At 42.9% G+C, this 17,443-nt stretch carries 18 protein-coding genes and 1 other annotated feature; of the genes, 6 read left to right on the top strand and 12 right to left on the bottom strand.

What is annotated here, in order from left to right:
• Positions 1-52 precede the first annotated feature (52 nt).
• From AC58PV_RS10050 to AC58PV_RS10040, 3 genes are all read left to right on the top strand, one after another.
• Positions 53-934, top strand: a complete 882-nt coding sequence (locus tag AC58PV_RS10050) for a helix-turn-helix transcriptional regulator (RefSeq protein ID WP_497432111.1) — start codon at positions 53-55, stop codon at positions 932-934.
• 167 nt (positions 935-1,101) lie between these two features.
• The gene (locus tag AC58PV_RS10045) at positions 1,102-1,533 is read left to right on the top strand and encodes a DUF1641 domain-containing protein (RefSeq protein ID WP_497432110.1); all 432 of its coding nucleotides are present in this window, start codon (positions 1,102-1,104) and stop codon (positions 1,531-1,533) included.
• Positions 1,534-1,554: 21 nt separating this feature from the next.
• Positions 1,555-2,736 (top strand): NAD(P)/FAD-dependent oxidoreductase, encoded by a 1,182-nt coding sequence (locus tag AC58PV_RS10040; RefSeq protein ID WP_497432109.1) that lies wholly within the window; start codon positions 1,555-1,557, stop codon positions 2,734-2,736.
• A gap of 58 nt (positions 2,737-2,794) precedes the next feature.
• On the opposite strand, the gene AC58PV_RS10035 is transcribed toward AC58PV_RS10040, so the two are convergent.
• The 5 genes from AC58PV_RS10035 to AC58PV_RS10015 form a co-directional block, all read right to left on the bottom strand.
• Complete coding sequence (locus AC58PV_RS10035; RefSeq protein ID WP_497432108.1) at positions 2,795-3,778, bottom strand: CotS family spore coat protein; 984 nt, start codon at positions 3,776-3,778, stop codon at positions 2,795-2,797.
• A 269-nt stretch (positions 3,779-4,047) separates the two neighbouring features.
• The gene (locus AC58PV_RS10030; RefSeq protein ID WP_497432107.1) at positions 4,048-5,187 is read right to left on the bottom strand and encodes a GerAB/ArcD/ProY family transporter; all 1,140 of its coding nucleotides are present in this window, start codon (positions 5,185-5,187) and stop codon (positions 4,048-4,050) included.
• 32 nt (positions 5,188-5,219) lie between these two features.
• Entirely contained in the window at positions 5,220-5,429 is a 210-nt protein-coding gene (locus AC58PV_RS10025) for a hypothetical protein (RefSeq protein WP_068667524.1), read from the bottom strand.
• A 25-nt stretch (positions 5,430-5,454) separates the two neighbouring features.
• Positions 5,455-6,636: a Ger(x)C family spore germination protein gene (locus AC58PV_RS10020; RefSeq protein ID WP_497432106.1), complete on the bottom strand. Its 1,182-nt coding sequence runs from the start codon at positions 6,634-6,636 to the stop codon at positions 5,455-5,457.
• A gap of 17 nt (positions 6,637-6,653) precedes the next feature.
• A complete protein-coding gene (locus tag AC58PV_RS10015) occupies positions 6,654-8,156 on the bottom strand; it encodes a spore germination protein (protein ID WP_497432105.1) in 1,503 nt (500 codons plus the stop codon).
• Between the two features lie 236 nt (positions 8,157-8,392).
• Here AC58PV_RS10015 and AC58PV_RS10010 point away from each other — a divergent pair, with 236 nt between their 5' ends.
• Entirely contained in the window at positions 8,393-8,611 is a 219-nt protein-coding gene (locus tag AC58PV_RS10010) for a hypothetical protein (RefSeq protein ID WP_497432104.1), read from the top strand.
• Positions 8,612-8,630: 19 nt separating this feature from the next.
• Here AC58PV_RS10010 and AC58PV_RS10005 read toward each other — a convergent pair whose 3' ends face one another.
• From AC58PV_RS10005 to AC58PV_RS09985, 5 genes are all read right to left on the bottom strand, one after another.
• Positions 8,631-9,644 carry a Gfo/Idh/MocA family protein gene (locus AC58PV_RS10005; RefSeq protein WP_497432103.1) on the bottom strand — a complete coding sequence of 338 codons (1,014 nt, stop codon included), beginning with the start codon at positions 9,642-9,644 and terminating at the stop codon, positions 8,631-8,633.
• A 143-nt stretch (positions 9,645-9,787) separates the two neighbouring features.
• On the bottom strand, positions 9,788-10,426 hold the full coding sequence (locus AC58PV_RS10000; protein ID WP_497432102.1) for a class I SAM-dependent methyltransferase: 639 nt from the start codon (positions 10,424-10,426) through the stop codon (positions 9,788-9,790).
• A 109-nt stretch (positions 10,427-10,535) separates the two neighbouring features.
• Positions 10,536-10,721 carry a twin-arginine translocase TatA/TatE family subunit gene (locus tag AC58PV_RS09995; protein ID WP_056621503.1) on the bottom strand — a complete coding sequence of 62 codons (186 nt, stop codon included), beginning with the start codon at positions 10,719-10,721 and terminating at the stop codon, positions 10,536-10,538.
• 33 nt (positions 10,722-10,754) lie between these two features.
• Positions 10,755-11,963, bottom strand: coding sequence for a ZIP family metal transporter (locus AC58PV_RS09990; RefSeq protein ID WP_497432101.1), 1,209 nt, complete (start codon positions 11,961-11,963; stop codon positions 10,755-10,757).
• A gap of 20 nt (positions 11,964-11,983) precedes the next feature.
• Positions 11,984-13,033: a multicopper oxidase domain-containing protein gene (locus tag AC58PV_RS09985; protein WP_497432100.1), complete on the bottom strand. Its 1,050-nt coding sequence runs from the start codon at positions 13,031-13,033 to the stop codon at positions 11,984-11,986.
• A gap of 330 nt (positions 13,034-13,363) precedes the next feature.
• On the opposite strand from AC58PV_RS09985, the gene AC58PV_RS09980 reads away from it, so the two are divergent.
• Both AC58PV_RS09980 and AC58PV_RS09975 read left to right on the top strand, forming a co-directional pair.
• Positions 13,364-13,537, top strand: a complete 174-nt coding sequence (locus tag AC58PV_RS09980; protein WP_497432099.1) for a hypothetical protein — start codon at positions 13,364-13,366, stop codon at positions 13,535-13,537.
• 98 nt (positions 13,538-13,635) lie between these two features.
• Complete coding sequence (locus tag AC58PV_RS09975; protein WP_497432098.1) at positions 13,636-13,950, top strand: hypothetical protein; 315 nt, start codon at positions 13,636-13,638, stop codon at positions 13,948-13,950.
• 53 nt (positions 13,951-14,003) lie between these two features.
• On the opposite strand, the gene AC58PV_RS09970 is transcribed toward AC58PV_RS09975, so the two are convergent.
• Together AC58PV_RS09970 and argS are read right to left on the bottom strand one after the other, a co-directional pair.
• Positions 14,004-15,215 (bottom strand): CapA family protein, encoded by a 1,212-nt coding sequence (locus tag AC58PV_RS09970; protein ID WP_497432097.1) that lies wholly within the window; start codon positions 15,213-15,215, stop codon positions 14,004-14,006.
• A gap of 136 nt (positions 15,216-15,351) precedes the next feature.
• Positions 15,352-17,064, bottom strand: a complete 1,713-nt coding sequence (argS, locus tag AC58PV_RS09965; protein WP_497432096.1) for an arginine--tRNA ligase — start codon at positions 17,062-17,064, stop codon at positions 15,352-15,354.
• Between the two features lie 52 nt (positions 17,065-17,116).
• Positions 17,117-17,337, bottom strand: a binding site (T-box leader).
• Positions 17,338-17,443: the final 106 nt, after the last annotated feature.

Here is a 17,443-nt window from a genome sequence, read left to right as displayed (position 1 = left end):
CTTGTAAGAAGAGGTAAAATAGTAACATTTTGATGATTGGTGGTAAAATATTGTGCATAAATCCTATGGTTTTAGATACACAGATAAGGATAGTGAGAATGGCCATCTTCTCAAGCTCCTATCGGTTGGACACAGCACGGTCGCGGACGAGAACTACCAATGGAACGGACTTAAGCGAGGCGGGCAAGGGGTCATTTTTCAATGGTCCATACAAGGAGCAGGCAAACTTCGCATGGGAAAAGAACATTACACCGTTCCGAAGGGCCATGCGTTCATAGTTTCTATCCCGTCCGATCATGAATACGCATTTGATTCGACACTTTGTGATCAATGGGAGTTTATTTGGATACGTTTCGAGGGGTTTAAGGAAGAATGGCTGCGACAAGATTTGCTTCAAATGGTGGGACCAGTTTTCGAACTTCAATCTAATACCGCTCCCATCCAGCTCCTTTGGCGATTGTATTCCGATACTGCAGCAAACCAATTGAATGATCGTTTCGATTTTTCACTTCGAATATATGAATGGATGCTTTCACTACACCGCTGTTTATTAGAAGGAAACGCAACAACTCGTTCGGAGATCCCCTCCCCCTACAAGCGCGTTGTCACTTACATTCAAGACCATATTGCGGAAGATCTCACCTTGGATCGGTTAGCAGAAGTTGCACAGCTAGATAAATATTATTTGTGCAAAATGTTCCCCCACTACTTCCGCATAACCCCGATGGACTATGTCCGCAACCGGCGTATCGAGAGAGCAGCCGAGCTTCTGCGCAATCATGAGCTGTCCATCACAAATGTTGCTTCACTATGCGGTTATACCAGCTTGAGCTACTTCGGAAAGGTTTTTCATAAAATGGTGGGATTATCCCCCCTTGCGTTCCGATTATCCGAAGTTAGTGAGAGTGAGGATTACTTACGCTTCTTGGAGTAACTGGTGCGATTGCAAGCTCGCTCGGTGGCGATAAGGCCCATTTCGCCATCAAGTTGCGTTTTACATAGCAATGTTCACCAATTTGATATATCTGTCTTTATATTTTTATTGTCAAAAGGTGTAGAATAATGTAATACGTTTTTTCTACGCGAAGGAGGATATGTCATATGTCACAGACATCAACTGTTCAAGAAATACCTGTTCAGATTGCAGCTGAACCCAAATCTTTAGACGTACTCGACCAATTATTGAAACCAGAGGTGCAAGAATCTTTAACGATCCTGGTGGATAATCTCCCTAAACTTGCTGAAATGGTTAACATGCTTACCAAAGCATACGATTTCGCACAAAATGTGGCGACTGATAAAGTACTTATTAATGATTTTGCTCAAGGTATTGGCGAATTCGTAAAACCTGTACAAGAAAAAGCAAAAAACATCGCCTCGGCAGCAATTGAAGCTGGTGAGCGTTCGCAAGCTGACGTTAGCACAACCATCGGTCTATTCGGAATGTTGAAAATGCTGAAAGACCCTGAAGTACAGAAAACACTTCGATTTGCACAAGCATTCTTGAACGTACTCGCTGAACGAAAAAATTAATCCGGACAAGGGATGGTAACGATGGCTAAACAAATACTAATTCTTGGCGGCGGGTACGGCGGTCTCTTGACTGCATTAACCGCTCGCAAACATTTATCTGCTTCTGAAGCAAACATTACGATTATTAATAAATTTTCTACGCACCAAATCATTACTGAATTACATCGATTAGCAGGCGGTACGATTAAAGAGCAGGCTGTTGCGCTTCCCCTACAGAAGCTGCTAGGCGACAAAAATGTCAATATCATTGTTGACACAATTCAAGAAATTAAACCTAATAAAAAACAAGTCCTTACAAGCAGCGGTGCGGTACATAAATACGATGCGCTTGTAGTCGCACTTGGCAGTGAAACGAATTATTTCGGTATTCCTGGGTTGGAAGCGAACAGTTTAATTCTGAAATCCGCTTCTGACGCTAACCGCATTCGCGCACACGTTGAAGCTCGTTTGGACGCTTACAAAGCTTCCGGCAATAAAGCCGATGCAACTATCGTGGTTGGTGGCGGTGGTTTAACGGGAGTTGAGCTTGTCGGTGAATTTGCAGATAAGCTTCCTGAAGTATGCCGTGCTAAAGGCATTGATTTCAATGATATCTCCATCTACTGCGTGGAAGCAGGCCCAGCCATTCTTCCTGTGTTCCCACCAGTACTCATCGAGCGTGCAGTGTCCAGCCTTGAGAAACGTGGCGTTACCTTCTTGACTGGCGTTGCAATCACGGAAGCTACGAGCAATACAGTTTCATTGAAAAGCGGACAAACGATTGAAGCAAGTACGATTATTTGGACTGGCGGCGTTAAAGGCAACCAGGTAGTCGGCAGCTGTGGCATCGCAGAAGATCGTGGCCGTGCTACGGTAACTTCAACATTGCAATCCACATCACACGCAGATATCTTCTTAGCGGGTGATTGCGCAGTTGTCTTCCCTGAAGGCAGCGAAAGACCCTATCCCCCTACTGCACAACTTGCTTGGCAAATGGGTGAAACGGTTGGTTACAACTTATCTGTTCAACTTAAAGGCGGCGTAATGGATAAATTCGTGCCTGTATTCTCAGGAACACTAGGCAGTCTTGGTCGTAAAGATGGCGTCGGTACAATCGGCGGTAAGAACACACAATTAAAGGGCTTACCTGCTACACTAATGAAAGAAGCAAGTAACGTTCGTTATCTTTCGCACATTCACGGACTATTTGCTTTAGCGTATTAAAAAATACAGATGCCTCTCAACCGATTCGGTTGACGAGGCATCTTTTTTCTCTATTTCATTACGATTGACTGAGATACAACTCGATCATAAATTCAGTTTTAGCTGCTTCTTTCTGCAGGAGATCATGGATTTGATTCTCAGTCATACCTTTGAATTTCCCCCAAATCAGATTACGGCACAGATTATGAGGAAACGCCAGATCAAGATACAACAGCTTCATTTCATACTTAGATAAAGGGTTCATTTGCAGATATGCACGCATCACTTTAACAAATGCACGATGATTCCAAGTTTTCGACTTTTTTATCATCGCATATAACAATCGATTCACGTCCCTAGAAGGCAAATCAAATCGAACAAACTCCCAATCAATGATATAAACATCCCCAGAGGGATTCAGCAAAATATTTTGCGTATGAAAATCATGATGGCTAAGAACGACTTGTGCATGAGCTTCCCCGCCAGCTGTGCAATAGGCATTTATATGCTCTTTTACGTATTCACCCATTTTCATATAATAATCCATATAGGTTAATACCGCTTTGCGCCAAGGCTCCTCAGTGTCTTCCTGCTTCCCTTTCCATCTGCCCAGAAAATGAAGAGCTTCTTGATACTCTTGTACCCACTTCGCACCACCTAATCGAAGTATTCCATGGGAAGAATGAAACGCTTTAGACAACTCGTGCATTTTCCCAAGTATTTCAGCTAACTGAACGGCCTTTTCTACGCTGACCAATGGGTAAGAATGGGCACAAATCCATTCCTGGAGAACATACACGTGACCTGTATAGGCCACATATTTCTTATTCTCTTTTGTCTGATAAACGATTGGAATGTGAATGCCGCGGCTCCTAAGAAAGTCTTCCGTTTCCAGCATAAATTGTAATCGGCGCTTATCCATATGCATTCTTTTTAACACAAAGCTGCCTTGGGTGGCCGTGATTTTCATGACATAGGAACGTGAAGTGTCACGGATAGTTTCAACCTGTTCGATCGACAAACCGTATGTGTCCGCAATTGCTGCGAGAAGTTCATTTTCCATCTATACCACACTCTCAATATAGTAGTTCTAGATAGTTTATGTCCCTTGTCCAGAAAGGCATGGTACGAAAGCGGAACAAGCTTTGCCCGATTGAATACTACTAGAAACGTCAAAAAAGCAGACGCCGTGACGTCCGCTAACCAGAAAATCTACAGTACTACAGTGCTCGCATGCACGGTTGACTTGAATGCACCATAGAAATCCATCCGTTGTATTTAGTATCTCTGGTATTACTTCCCGTTGCTGCAGGCGTCCCTCGCTCCTTCATTTTAAACAGCTGGTTCATGGGTGTCATCTTCACTTGTCACACTATTCTTGGGTTTATCCCGTATATAAAACAACGCAAGTAACAGCAGAGGAATACCGATGCAAAAAATAAGATCAAACATCGAATAATACTTCTCCAGAATGAGATTATACTCTGTAATATTAGGTGTTCCTACTACGGTTCCCACGAGTAACAGCATGCTCAAAGGAATTGTCAGCATATGACTCTCTTTCAATTGAAACAGCTCTGCCATACCTGAGGTAAGCGAGAAAAAGATAAGCAACGTCTTGAAGAACACTGATATGAACCATAAGAAAGCCATAACCGCCTCTAACCTCTCTAGAAAATGTCCAATCGTGATTTTCTGAGCGAGTACAAAGGTAGGATAATATTTCGTCTCCATTAAATTGGGTCCTAACACAAGCAAGCACAGCATTACGATAATAAACAAAATGGCACCGCCAATCGCGTAACCTGTTAAGATGGGTTTGGTTAGCGAAGCAGAACCAGTAACATTGGGTACTAGCATAAGAAGGACAACCATTTCTGAAAATGCTGTTGCAAACGCCATGAATGCTCCCCGCCAGATCTCCCCCATTCCTCCTGCTGCTATGGGGCGCAAATTAGCAAATTCCACTTGTGGCAGCAGTAATACGACGAGAATAAGGAACAAAAGGATAAAGACAGGAAACAACAGCTCGCTCATTCGAGCAAAAGCTTCAACACCATACTTGTATGCGATGATGATAACCAAAATAAAGACAACGATGATCGCATTAATGGGTGTTTCTGGCATCAATTGCGTTGTCATAAACTGACTCATCTCACTTAACAAGGTTAGCGAACACATGTAGAATTCAAATAAAAATAGAAGGATGATTATACTACCAACCCAGACACCTAAATGTAGTCTAATTAAATTAAAAAGTCGCCGCCTGCGAAGCTTGTTCGCAACAGCAGCAAAGATACCCCCAGTTACGAACCCAAGAAAGAGCGCCAATACTACAGCCAACCAAGCATCTTGTTTCGCAGATTTCGCAAGGATTGTCGGCATAATGAGAATTGAATCTCCAATAACACCAAGAATGATCAAGATCGTAAATTGGCGTACAGAAATGGTAGCATTGTCAAATGTACTCATTGGACCTCCTCAATCCTGCAGTCAGCCTGAAATTAAATCATCCAACCGATCATCCATTCAACGATTTTGAATGGGTTCGGTAAAACAACCTCTAAGGTTAGCAAGACATACGAACCACTTGCTAGCAACAGGAACATTGTGAATATGATAAATTCGCGTTTATGATTTTGCCGCAATAGTTTTGGCGCTTCTAGCCAGAACGTACCCACAGCTAATGCAAGAACAGTAAGTACAGACGCCATTCACGAACAAGTCCTCTCTCCATGCTTATTTCATGGTTGAATTTCCAATTGTGCCTGTTTTTCTAATAAAAAATTCTATTTTGTAATTGACTTTTGTTTGAAGAAACATGTCTTCATTCCAAGTATCTTTAACTTCTTTCCAATAGGTAGGCTCGTCCTTGCCAAGTTGGTTACCAAAACCGATGAAATCCGATTTCAATGCCTTTGCACGTGAAATGACTGCTTCCACATGGGATTGAATGATTTGTTTGGATTCTCCTTCCAGACGTTCGATCGCCTGAGGATCCGTTAAATCGATATCTCTGCATTGTCTGCCCACAATATTCGCTTCCGTCCGTATGGATACATCCATACTAGGCTTTCCATTCTGCACACTCCCTTTCAACTTAGCATCCGATGATGTAACTTCAATTGCCATATATTTCTGTTCACCGCAGGCAACTTCGATAGATGTGCTATCTAAATTGTTGGTTATATCTGTATACCCTTTACTTTCCTGCTCATCCAGCCAGCCAATTAATTTATCTTCTTTGAACGCTGCGATGCCTGTATAGCGATATCGACTAGGCGGCTGAAAATATTCCACGTTCGTTTTCGTGTCTCCAATTCTTGTATCACCGATTATTTTGATTCCTGTTAGCGCGAGTTCGAAACCTTGGCCAGATAGCTTATTCAACGTTTCGTCTAATGTCATCGCGACAGTCGGAGCCCATGACTTTTGTGAGGTCTGTAAGGATTGCTGCATGCTGTAACTCGACAATTTCTCAACAGGTGTAAATAATTTCAAAATATTCTCTGCATAGGTTCCTCTTGCGACTACGAGATTGAAATCCATTCGTAATTCATTATCACGGACTGAATTATCTAGGAAATCTTTTATGCCTCGTTTCGCCAATTCCTCTCCAATAACATACAGTTGCAAGTGACCCATGTAGACTTTCCGAGGCGCTTCCGCTGTTAATGATCTCGCTGCCTCGAATAGCGTTTTCCCTCTCCCTTGATACAGGGTACTCGGAGGGCGATCCCCACCTTTTCGCTGCGCGGATATTTCACTTGGATTAACGACTTGGAAAGACACCACATACTCGCCATCCTTCCAATCTACGCCAACACCAAGAACAATTAGCAACTCATTCAATTCACGTCGGCTCCAGCAGCCAGATAGCATAAGAAGGCAAAGAATTCCTATGGTTAGTTTATATTTCATCCTAATTAGCCTCCTTACTACGGCTTTCGTATTCGATCACTGCCTTCATCTAGTGATGTCTCAGGACGTTTAAACATAAGCCATCGCGGTAAACGAAGTAGTGTATCCTCTAAATCTGCCTTGCGGTATGGTGATAATGGAGACATAAAAGGCTCTCCGAAAGAACGAAGAGCACACAAATGGAGTAATAACACAAACATCCCCATGGCAATCCCGAATAATCCAAAACTTGCCGCCGCTCCCATAAAAACAAACCGAAGTAGACGCACTGGAATAGACATGCTGTACGCGGGTAACGTAAAGGTTGAAATCGCCGTTACGGATACGACAATAACCATAGCTGCCGAGACGATTCCTGCTTCTACCGCAGCTTGTCCGATCACAAGCGTACCAACAACAGAAACGGCTTGTCCAATAGCACGAGGCATGCGGAGACCCGCTTCTCGCAGTATTTCGAAGGTCACTTCCATGACTAGCGCTTCAACAAAAGCCGGCAATGGCACCCCTTCTCGTTGAGCGGCTAGGCCAATTAACAGCGAGGCCGGCAGCATATCGCGATGGAAAGTCGTAATTGCTATATAAATGGATGGCAACAACAAAGAAATGAATACAGTACTGAATCGAAGTAATCGAAGAAGACTCGCATAGTAGGCTCGTTGATAATAATCCTCTGCTGATTGAAAAAAAGTAACGAGTTGCGTAGGTACTAGCAATATGTTTGGTGTACCATCTACGAGAATGGCCACTTTTCCTTCTAATATTTGCGCAGCCGTGGTATCTGGGAGCTCCGAATTATATATAGTTGGAAATAGCGAAAATTTATTATCCTCGATCAATTCTTCGATATACCCGCTATCCAGAATGCTATCAATATCAATTGCCCTTAATTTAGACCGAACGAGATCAATGACGGACGGCTTGGCTATCCCATTCAAATACATAATCGTTACGTCTGTTTTCGTTATTCGACCAATGGAAATTGTCTCGAGCCACAGTCTAGGATCTTTTATTTTACGTCTAATTAATGCCGTGTTGGTGCGAAGCGTCTCGGTAAAGCTTTCCCTCGGACCTCGTACAGACGTCTGGTTGGTGGATTCAGTTACATCACGACCTTTCCATTGACGAATGTCTGCGCGATAGGCGTGATTCTGCCCATTGAATAAAATGATTGCCTCACCTGAGAGTAAATTTTCATACAGAGTTGCCATATCTGCTACGGTTTGAATACAGCCCAAGCCTGTTAACAGTTCTTTGGCAAGTGTCTCCGTATCCCTCTTGTCTCTATGTGGTTCATAAGGGACATCCCTCATCATCATTTTTAAAACATCAAAAATATACGTATTAATAGCCACAGTATCAGAAAGTCCATCGATATACACAACTGCGGCTGCTATTATCAAAGTGCCATCATCTTGTATCTCTCGAATAACGACATCATCACTTCCGCCTAAATCCATGATGATACGCTCTAGGTTTAATTCAACACTCGGGTCAATAGGAATCAATGCATCACCAGGCATGATGTGTATCCCTCCTTATTCTCATCCCTTCCCCATTATGACCATTTGAATAAAGAGATAAACCGTGATGGCCAATTACGCCATTTCTAGTTCGAAACAACAAAAAAGCCGTTACCAAAAGGCAACGACTAGAATTACATAGTAGAATAAGAACATATCTCGTAAAGTTCGCATTTCACACATAACTCTGAATATACTCAAATAGCAACTCAAAACCGAGAGAGAGGGCGATAATCATGATGATGACGTTAACTTCCGATGGAGATCTATTTACAGCAGCGCTATCTCAAACAACGGTATCCGTGTGGCAAACAGATGAGAACGGCGTGTACTGTGAAGTTGACCGCGGAATCATTGAAGAATTCACCCGAACATCTATTAGAATGAGCACGATTTCTGATGAGATTGCCTTTTATTTCCGCGATGATGGAACTGTGTTTCGAGCAGATACCTAGCACGATTTCTAATTAATTTCTAGTAGTTGATACGTTTCCCTGTTCTAGCAGATTCGTATACATCCATAACAAGATTAAAGGCTTTAAAGCCCTCAGGGCCATTCAGCCAATAGCTGCGATCCGATAAGATATGGTCATAGAAATCAGCAATTTGCGTGCCGTGACTGATGCCCCAGTAGGATTTGGCCCCTAGATTCGACGTTTCTGGAGAAGTCAACATCGTTTGCTCACCATCGATCACACGATATAACGTATCACCAGTGAGTACGAGCTTCCCTTTTTCAAACACTAGCTCAATTTCGGGAGGCGAATTCACCCCATATGAGTTCGTTGCATAAAAGACGGCTGTTGCACCATTCCCATAAGTAAGATGTGCATGAACAGTATCTTCTACTTCGATAATGCCCTCAAGTGAATCCGTCGACATGGAGCCTTTAATGCTCGTTACTTCGCCGCCTATCCATTGTAATAGATCTAATGTATGAATGGACTGGTTAATGAGGACACCGCCACCTTCTGTAGCCCATTTCCCTTTCCATGCGGTATCATAGTAAGAAGCATTCCTACTCCATGTGACAATTCCTTTAAGACATAACAATTTCCCTAGTTCACCTGATTGAGCGGTTTGTTTCATGATTTGAGAGGCTGGGTTATATCGATTTTGGAAAATAACACCAAGCTGTACACTCGGATTCGCTTCTGCTGCGCGTAACATTGTGAGAGCCGCTTCTTTCGTTTCAGCCATCGGCTTCTCTGTCAGAACATGTTTACCCGCGTGCAACGCATCAACTGTCATTGGCGCGTGTTGGTAATGAGCCGTACATATATGAACGACGTCAATCTCGGGATTGGTCAACATTTCGCGATAATCCGTATAGTATGCGCAAGAGTACGTTTCCGCTGTATGCGCAGCTAATTCGGCGTTCGTGTCAACTACGGCCACCAGTTTCGCACTTGGTATTTGTGAAATAGCTTTCAAATGTACGCCGGAAATCGCCCCGCAACCAATAAGTGCAACGCCTATTTGTTTCATTGGAATCCCCTTTTCTGCTTCGATATGATGGTTCAATTCCATGTTACACATGTATATAATACAGGTTCGCCCAACCCACACCAATTCCTTTACGTTGACACATGCGGAAATTGACTACTTCTTGCTTTATCATGACTTTTCACTTATCCGCTTGGTTTCAGCGCAATTTCCCATAACATCTTCTTATTGGTATAGCGATCCATTTCATACTCCTCAATATGGAGGTAAGTCCACGTATCCTCCTTGAAAAATCGCTCAATCTCCCCTCGATCAAAAAACCTTCGGTAAATCCCTTCTGATTCCATTAAGTATGGATCTGTCGTTCCGATGATATTCCCTTTATTGGCAATTTCATTGGTTGAATTCAATCGAATAAGTAAAATACCGTCCCTCATCAGCACTCGACTAAGATCTCGGATGACGGCGTGCGTAGTGGGTTCATCAAAATAATGTATACTAAGATCAGCAATTAGGACTTGTACAGAATCATTGGGAAAAGGGAGCCCCTCCGTCATATCCAAACAAAGCGTTTGCACATCTGGCAAGAATGACTGCAGTGTTCGGATGGCCCTTTCGGAGATATCACAAGCGATTGGCGACAGTCCATGGTCTATCAAGTACTTCGTGTTATTACCGACACCACAGCCAAGATCAACGATAAGACCTCCATGACTCGCAGTCGATAAGTAGGTTTCCCCGTATTTGTCCAGCCAATTATCGCTTGTAGGTTCGAGGTTAGGCCTCTGATACGATTCATTCCAATATTGTTCCAGTGATTTCATTTTGGCAGATCCTCCTACATATATTATACAAAAAAAATAAACTGCCCAGCAAAGCAGCTTACGCTACTTCTGGACAGCCTGCTCTACGTTGCCGTTATCTCCGCAATCTTTAATGCGTATCTTTCTGCTTATCTTTCGTCTCTTCGTCCTCTAACAAACCTTTCGTTCCTTGTCTAAACTCCTTGATTGTCGTTCCAAAAGCACGACCTAGTTGCGGAAGTTTCGTTGGCCCGAATAACAGTAATGCAACACCTACAATCACAATAAGTCCTGGTATGCCAATACCTGATAGCATGTGAGTCACCACCTTCTCAACTTTAATTTACTCTTAAAATTTAACCATTAACGCAGTCACATACATGATCAATATCCCTGCTGTGAGTCCACTGAAATTTAACCAAGATACCGGAGATAGACCTTTCTTCTCAGACTCTCTCAGAATCATTTTGGAAATAACATAAATGACCTGCAGAATCGCACCAGCACCGATACCGAAGAACAGAGCAGCAAGGGTATCGTTAAATATGAAACCTCCAGCCCATGTACCTATTATAGCAGGTCCGCCGGCAATTAAGGCTAATTTGACGAATGTTTTCCATGATGGCCGTTCTTTCAGAAGTGGAGCTGCAATACCTACCCCTTCTGTAATGTTGTGCAGGGTGAAACCAATGATCAGGAAGGTCCCTAGTGCGGCCTCCCCCACTGCAAATGCAGAACCAATCGCTAGACCTTCACCGAAATTATGAAGCCCGATGCCTGTTGCAATTTTGTTCGCGACGCGCTTCCCAGCAAATGACTCATTGCTTAATTTACGCTCGTTCGACTGGTCGACAGCAACGAGGAATAAACAGCTTAGTAAGGCGCCGAACCATACTAAACCTGAACCTTGGAAGACACCAGGCGCTTCAGCAGCCATCTCAAAACCTTCACCAAAGGTATCAATGACAAGGAAGAACAACAGACCAACAGTCAAAGCAAGAATCGCATGCATGCCTCTAACCGAGAATCTACGTAGAAATGGATACCATAGGAGGCCTAGCCCTACTGGGATTACACCCACATAGAAGCCAATTAACGCATATTGCCAGAATAGCTTGCCATTCGCTTCAGGTGTAGCGGCAGCAGCGGCTACTTCGCCTATGAAAATTAATCCATTCGACGTGATAAGTTTCACTTCATGTGGATCACCTTGCACCCACGGGTAGGGAATGTGAATCATGCCTTGTTCAAATCTTTTTAACGTATCACTTGGCGAGAAAGAAGCATTCCAAAATGCCCCATCAACAACGACTTGAGCGATGGTTATTTCTTCTGGGCCAGAATTGAGAACTCGAACTTGAATACCGTCATCATTCAGCGTAATTTTCTCAACATTCAAGACTTCGATCGGAGCCGCAGGCTCGTTCTCAACCCCCGTTCCTACTTTGGCAACCGTAGTAATAAGCGCTAATAATAAGATCAAGGGCAGAAGGCCCCAAAGAATCCCTTTTATTTTGGAAGAAGATGCTGGCTTAGTGGTTTGTTCATTAATACTCATCTCGTACGTCGCCTCCTTTCTTATTCAGCAATGAAGAATCCCATCCAACCTAATTCGGCAAACTCGCTTTGATGCGCATGAAACATATATCGCCCAGGTTGGGGAAACACAATTTCCAATATCCCACGTTCGCCCTGACATTGCATAATGGTATCGGTATACGCCGGCCGAGCTTCTGGGTCTGCCCCTGTTGCATAATAGTTGAAGAAATTCGCGTGAAGATGAAAGGAATTAATTAAATCAAATTCCGTTAAATTGCTTAAATAAATACGAACAAGTTCCCCTGCCTTCACTTTAATCGGCTCCTGCTGATAGGCAAAAGCATAACCATTCACGGTGTAAATTTCATTTTCTCCATCAAGATCCAGGTCGTAGCCATTCATAAGCATATTGAATTCTTTCGCAGCAGCTCTTGGTTTCTTCGGGTCAATGATGAAATTACCATAGAGACCTTTGTGAATATGTCTGGCTAAGGGAGCCACATGACAATGATAGACGTGCATGCCTGCTGGTTTGGCTTCAAATTCATACGTAAATGAATCCCCAGATAGCACTGATTCAAGACCATCCATATTCGTCGGGTGCATCCCGTGGAAATGAATCGAATGCGGATGCAAGGTTCCATTGGTAAATTTCACACGAAGGACGTCCCCTTCAGTACAACGGATCGTAGGACCAGGTATAGTTCCATTAAACGTCCATCCCGGAAACTTGATACCCTTGGCAATCTCCACACTCGCCTCGTAGGCTACGATCTCATATTCCCTAAGCGTTCTACCGTCTGGCAGTAGACTCACTTTGCCATAATCAAAAGCCGTCAGTGCATGTTGCGCAGCTTTGAACCCTTCCGTGACTTCGTTGCTCGGGACATAGCCATGCTTCATTCCCTCATGTAATTGTTCCTTCATCGCAGTGTGAATCTCATGCTTATCGTGTGCTTGTGCAACGGGTGGTCTACCGAATAACGATGAAGGATTCAATAATGCGCTTCCTAACACAGCGAACGCTCCTGTCGTTCCTAACTTCAATAAATTACGCCTCGATAACTTTTTATCTGATTTCTGAAACATCGCTATGACCTCCTATTATAAATTGCTTGTTTACAATAATTTTTACCTAGGGAAACATTTTGGGCAAAAATAAAGTTTCCAGTGGGACAAAAAGTTTACCAAAGGAAACACCGTGATTTAACTATATGCGGAATGTCGGCGAAAGTAAACCTTTTTGTTAAAAAATTCAAATATTTCATTTCACCCGTGATTTCACTTTGGATTTCGACAAAAATAGCCTTAAACTCAGCTATGGTTTGACAATAATTTTCGCCAGTATAATTTATAATAGACTAAGGTAAGGTTGTTTCGTTCTTATCTAATGTGCCTACATTTGGGAGGATGATCGACATGGACGAGCAGTTTATCAAAAGATTACATACCCTAAATCGCCGCGATTCATTAAGGTCCTTGCTGCTTATCGAAGGTGTTCGACTCACTCTCCGACGTAAAAAGAATGTCAGTTTGTTCAAGCGAATGTTCAATCGGAAGAAACAAAACATAACCGCAAAAGGATGGAAATAACGAATAGCTGGATAAATGATAGAGGTATTTCTCGCTTAACACACCCATTTATAGTAGAATTATGTCTCAGCTACATGACATGGATACGGGGTGTAAGAATGGCCATTAGTTTTACGAAAACAATTGTTACTCAGTTAACAAAGGAAATTGCTGAGCTTGAAAGCAAGCAAGTTAACGAGAAGAAAAAGAATGCAAAAGCGCAAGCCAAAATGAAGCAAATTGAGCGAGATATGAAATTAAGCCAGTCCCACAGTGATTTGAGCAGCAAAATGTCACGCGTGAATAAATTAAAAGAAGAGATTAAAATTAGTGATCGTCTGCAAAAAGATCTCGCGAAAGATCTAGCAGCAAAGAAAACTGCTTTGAAGCTAAATCTTGCTAAAGTGACCCCTCAAGATGAATCTTCGTTGTAATTGAACCCAACACAAACACCGCCCTGCTAAGCAGGAGCGGTGTTTGTGTTTTCTCACGAAGATGTCATGATATGCAGCTCAGGGATGTTCGAACGCATATGTTTTTTTATGCTTTCATAGTGCGATTTAGCATGAATGAGTTGATTATTGGTTAACCTATCCATGGATATTATTTGAAAGTGACGGCCTTGCTGACTATACGTATAGGTAGGGAGAAAACCGGGCTCCACAAGCTCAATTTTCTTGGTTTCTCTGTTCGTGGTTTTCACCACGTCAATGGTGGCCATTCCACCAATTTGCTTATATAAGTTGATTTGGGCCGATAAAAAATTACCCAGTGAGTATACAACAAAGGTTCGATGCCCTTGCTTTCCCTCTACCCATGCGGGAGGCTGCAGTACATGCGGATGGTTCCCAATGATGATGTGAACCCCCATGTCGGCTAGCTTTTGAGCAAGGTTTGTTTGATTAACATCTGGAAATCGTTGATATTCGTTCCCCCAATGAAGCGCAACCACGATAACATCAGACAATTGCCTGGCTTGTTCCACATCCTTACGAATTTGCGAATCATCGATTCGATTGATTAAGTACGGTTTTCCCTTTGGTGTAGGAATGCCATTCGTCCCATACGTATAACTCAAGAAGGAGAACGTGATCTCATTTTTCGTGACCGTTCGTATCGTATCCCGGTCGTTCTGAGATTTAAATGAACCCGTGTAGGGAATCCCGAGTGTATCCCAATAGGTGAGCGCACTTTGAATCACCTGCTCGCCTCGATCAAGCGCATGGTTATTCGCAATCGTAACTAAGTCTACACCTGCTACCTTCAAGGCATCTCCAATTTCATGTGGGCTATTAAATGAAGGATAGCTGGATAACCTCAGTTCCTTGCCGCCAATCATCGTTTCTTGATTAGCAACAAGGATATCCGGGGCTTGTAATTCGTTCGACACACCTGCAAAGATACGATCAAAATTATACGTGCCATCCTTCTGCTTTGCGTCTATATAAACTTTATCATGAATGAGAACATCCCCGATTGCAGCAAGCTTCACCTGAGTGGTTTTCGTTACAGCATCTTCTTGCGTCTTTGCGGTCGTATGATACGGGGGATCGGACTGTCTCGGTGGAGACGTCTCTTGGACGAGAGGAGCAATATGCTTCGTTTCGATCCTTGTATCTTCTTTAGGCGTAGGGGGACCTCCTAAGCAACCGCTTGCCAATAAGCATGTCGAAACAATTGCAGCAATCCGTTTAAACACGATTAACCAGCTCCTTAGGGGTTAAACCTTGTGTTGCCCATTAGTATTCCCCTAAGAAAATCTCTCATGAATGAGGTTTTTTACCAATTTAATTTTGGGTCAAATAAATAATTTACAGCATTAATAGTTAATGTCATTAAATTTCATAATGAGCCTGTAACCCAATAAGTTTCATCCCATTCTGCAACGTCGTTTGAACACATTTCACGAGAGCAAGACGCGCTTCACGCACCTGCTTATCGTCCACTAAGATATAACATGCGTGATAGAAACGATTAAATGCTTGTGCTAGGTCTATGAGATAACGCGATACGATTGAAGGTTCCAGTTTCACCATCGCTTGTTCTACTCTTTCGGTAAATAAATAAAGTATTTTAACTACCGCTATCGCCTCAGTATTCTGCAAACTAGTGCCATCTATTTCAAAGCTGTGCATTCCATCTCCCTCCAGCAGCCATGCTTTCTTCAACACACTGCTCGTTCTTGCAAAGGTATACTGCACATAAGGCCCCGTTTCACCATCGAAGTTAAGCGCATCCTCCCAGGAGAAATCAATATCTTTGATACGATTTGCACTCAAATCGTTAAATATCACAGCCCCAATGCCAACTTGCTCAGCAACTTTCGCCTTATTCTCTAAACCCGGATTTCTTGCTTCAATGACATCGCTTATTTTCTGAACCGTTTGCTCCAGTACGTTCTCCAGTCGGATCACATTGCCTTTGCGTGTCGACAAGCCCCCTCCTTCAATGCTCACACGGCCAAATGCAACATGCTCAAGCTTAGAAGACCACAAGTAGCCCATTAATTCAATAATTTTAAACAACTGCTGAAAATGGAGATTCTGAGCATAATCGGTTACGTAAATCAATTTATCAAAATCGTACTTCTCCGCACGATATACAGCTGCCGCAAGGTCACGCGTATGATACAAGGAACTGCCGTCTTTCTTTTGCATTAGTGCTGGAGCCATGCCAAAGTCATCTAGCCTAACTAATAAAGCACCCTCATCTTCTTCCACTAACTGCTTCTCCTTCAACTCCTGAATGACGGGTGCCATCTTATCATTGTAGAAACTTTCCCCTTGATACGCATCGAATCGTACACCAAGCAGTTTATAAATCTTCTGAAATTCGGCGAGGCTGATCTCCACAAACCACTGCCACAACGCTAGTGCTTCCTGATCACCGTGCTCCATTTTGGTAAACCAAGATCTAGCTTGATCTTCTAGCGTTGGGTCTTGCTCAGCCTGATCATGGAATTTAACATACAAATCAAGAAGCTCATCGATCCCTCTGTCGTTCACAGCTTCCTTGCTTCCCCACAATTGGTAGGCAACAATCAGTTTTCCGAACTGCGTCCCCCAATCGCCTAAATGATTAATCCCCACACAGTTGTATCCGAGAAAGGCATGGATTTGATATATCGCATTCCCGATCACAGTAGATCTTAAATGTCCAACGTGAAATGGCTTCGCAATATTAGGTGACGAATAGTCGATTACTACTGTCTTACCATGACCCAAATTCTGAGATCCATAGCGTTCTCCACTTAGCGTTATGTGACGGATAAGTGACTCCACAAACATCGGCTTGTTGAGATAAATGTTCAAATAACCAGAAACAGCTTCCAGCTGTTCAATGCTCTCGTCTTCTAGCGAAGCTTTTAGCTCTTCAGCTATGGCTTGTGGTGATTTACTTAGGGTTTTACTTAAACGAAAACAAGGTAAAGATAGATCGCCTTGATCCGATTTCGCCGGATATTCCATCCATGCCATAATGTCTTGAGTCTCGAAACCTGTAAGTAACGATGAAATCTTCTTTGCAAAATACAGCTTATAATTTAACATAGCGTGTCTCTCCTGTCCTTTTTTAGAAAATATAAAAAGCCCCCGTCTCTATAAAAGAGACGAGAGCTATAAATTCCCGCGGTACCACTCTAAGTGTTAAACCTCTGGTTTAACCCCTCTGCTTCGTAACGGTCGACAGACCGGATTTACCTACTCCATTTTCGGCAAACCATTTCCTGGGTCCGTTTCATTCTTAACATCCGTACCGGCTTACACTGACCCGGCTCGCTGTGACTGTCTGTTAGGAATTACTGTCCCATTCATTAATATTTGGATATGAATTTTTCAATATATTACAAGGGAATCGCAGGAATGTCAAGCCTAGTTTCATCGTTGTTGACTGAAATTAAAAGTTTCGCTCCTACGCTAACTTCCGAAG

The sequence above is a fragment of the Paenibacillus sp. J22FR83 genome (genome assembly GCF_059691955.1).
This window is presented reverse-complemented; position numbering and strand designations above follow the sequence as displayed.

Excerpts from the sequence above, each read along its gene's own strand:
- AC58PV_RS10015 (WP_497432105.1), bottom strand. The coding sequence starts at position 8,156 with ATGCCTGGTGATGCATTGATTCCTATTGACCCGAGTGTTGAATTAAAC.
- AC58PV_RS10010 (WP_497432104.1), top strand. The coding sequence starts at position 8,393 with ATGATGATGACGTTAACTTCCGATGGAGATCTATTTACAGCAGCGCTA.
- AC58PV_RS10040 (WP_497432109.1), top strand. The coding sequence starts at position 1,555 with ATGGCTAAACAAATACTAATTCTTGGCGGCGGGTACGGCGGTCTCTTG.
- AC58PV_RS09995 (WP_056621503.1), bottom strand. The coding sequence starts at position 10,721 with ATGCTATCAGGTATTGGCATACCAGGACTTATTGTGATTGTAGGTGTT.
- AC58PV_RS10035 (WP_497432108.1), bottom strand. The coding sequence starts at position 3,778 with ATGGAAAATGAACTTCTCGCAGCAATTGCGGACACATACGGTTTGTCG.
- AC58PV_RS09990 (WP_497432101.1), bottom strand. The coding sequence starts at position 11,963 with ATGAGTATTAATGAACAAACCACTAAGCCAGCATCTTCTTCCAAAATA.
- AC58PV_RS10030 (WP_497432107.1), bottom strand. The coding sequence starts at position 5,187 with ATGAGTACATTTGACAATGCTACCATTTCTGTACGCCAATTTACGATC.
- argS (WP_497432096.1), bottom strand. The coding sequence starts at position 17,064 with ATGTTAAATTATAAGCTGTATTTTGCAAAGAAGATTTCATCGTTACTT.
- AC58PV_RS10025 (WP_068667524.1), bottom strand. The coding sequence starts at position 5,429 with ATGGCGTCTGTACTTACTGTTCTTGCATTAGCTGTGGGTACGTTCTGG.
- AC58PV_RS10020 (WP_497432106.1), bottom strand. The coding sequence starts at position 6,636 with ATGAAATATAAACTAACCATAGGAATTCTTTGCCTTCTTATGCTATCT.
- AC58PV_RS09980 (WP_497432099.1), top strand. The coding sequence starts at position 13,364 with ATGGACGAGCAGTTTATCAAAAGATTACATACCCTAAATCGCCGCGAT.
- AC58PV_RS10045 (WP_497432110.1), top strand. The coding sequence starts at position 1,102 with ATGTCACAGACATCAACTGTTCAAGAAATACCTGTTCAGATTGCAGCT.
- AC58PV_RS10005 (WP_497432103.1), bottom strand. The coding sequence starts at position 9,644 with ATGAAACAAATAGGCGTTGCACTTATTGGTTGCGGGGCGATTTCCGGC.
- AC58PV_RS09975 (WP_497432098.1), top strand. The coding sequence starts at position 13,636 with ATGGCCATTAGTTTTACGAAAACAATTGTTACTCAGTTAACAAAGGAA.
- AC58PV_RS10000 (WP_497432102.1), bottom strand. The coding sequence starts at position 10,426 with ATGAAATCACTGGAACAATATTGGAATGAATCGTATCAGAGGCCTAAC.
- AC58PV_RS09985 (WP_497432100.1), bottom strand. The coding sequence starts at position 13,033 with ATGTTTCAGAAATCAGATAAAAAGTTATCGAGGCGTAATTTATTGAAG.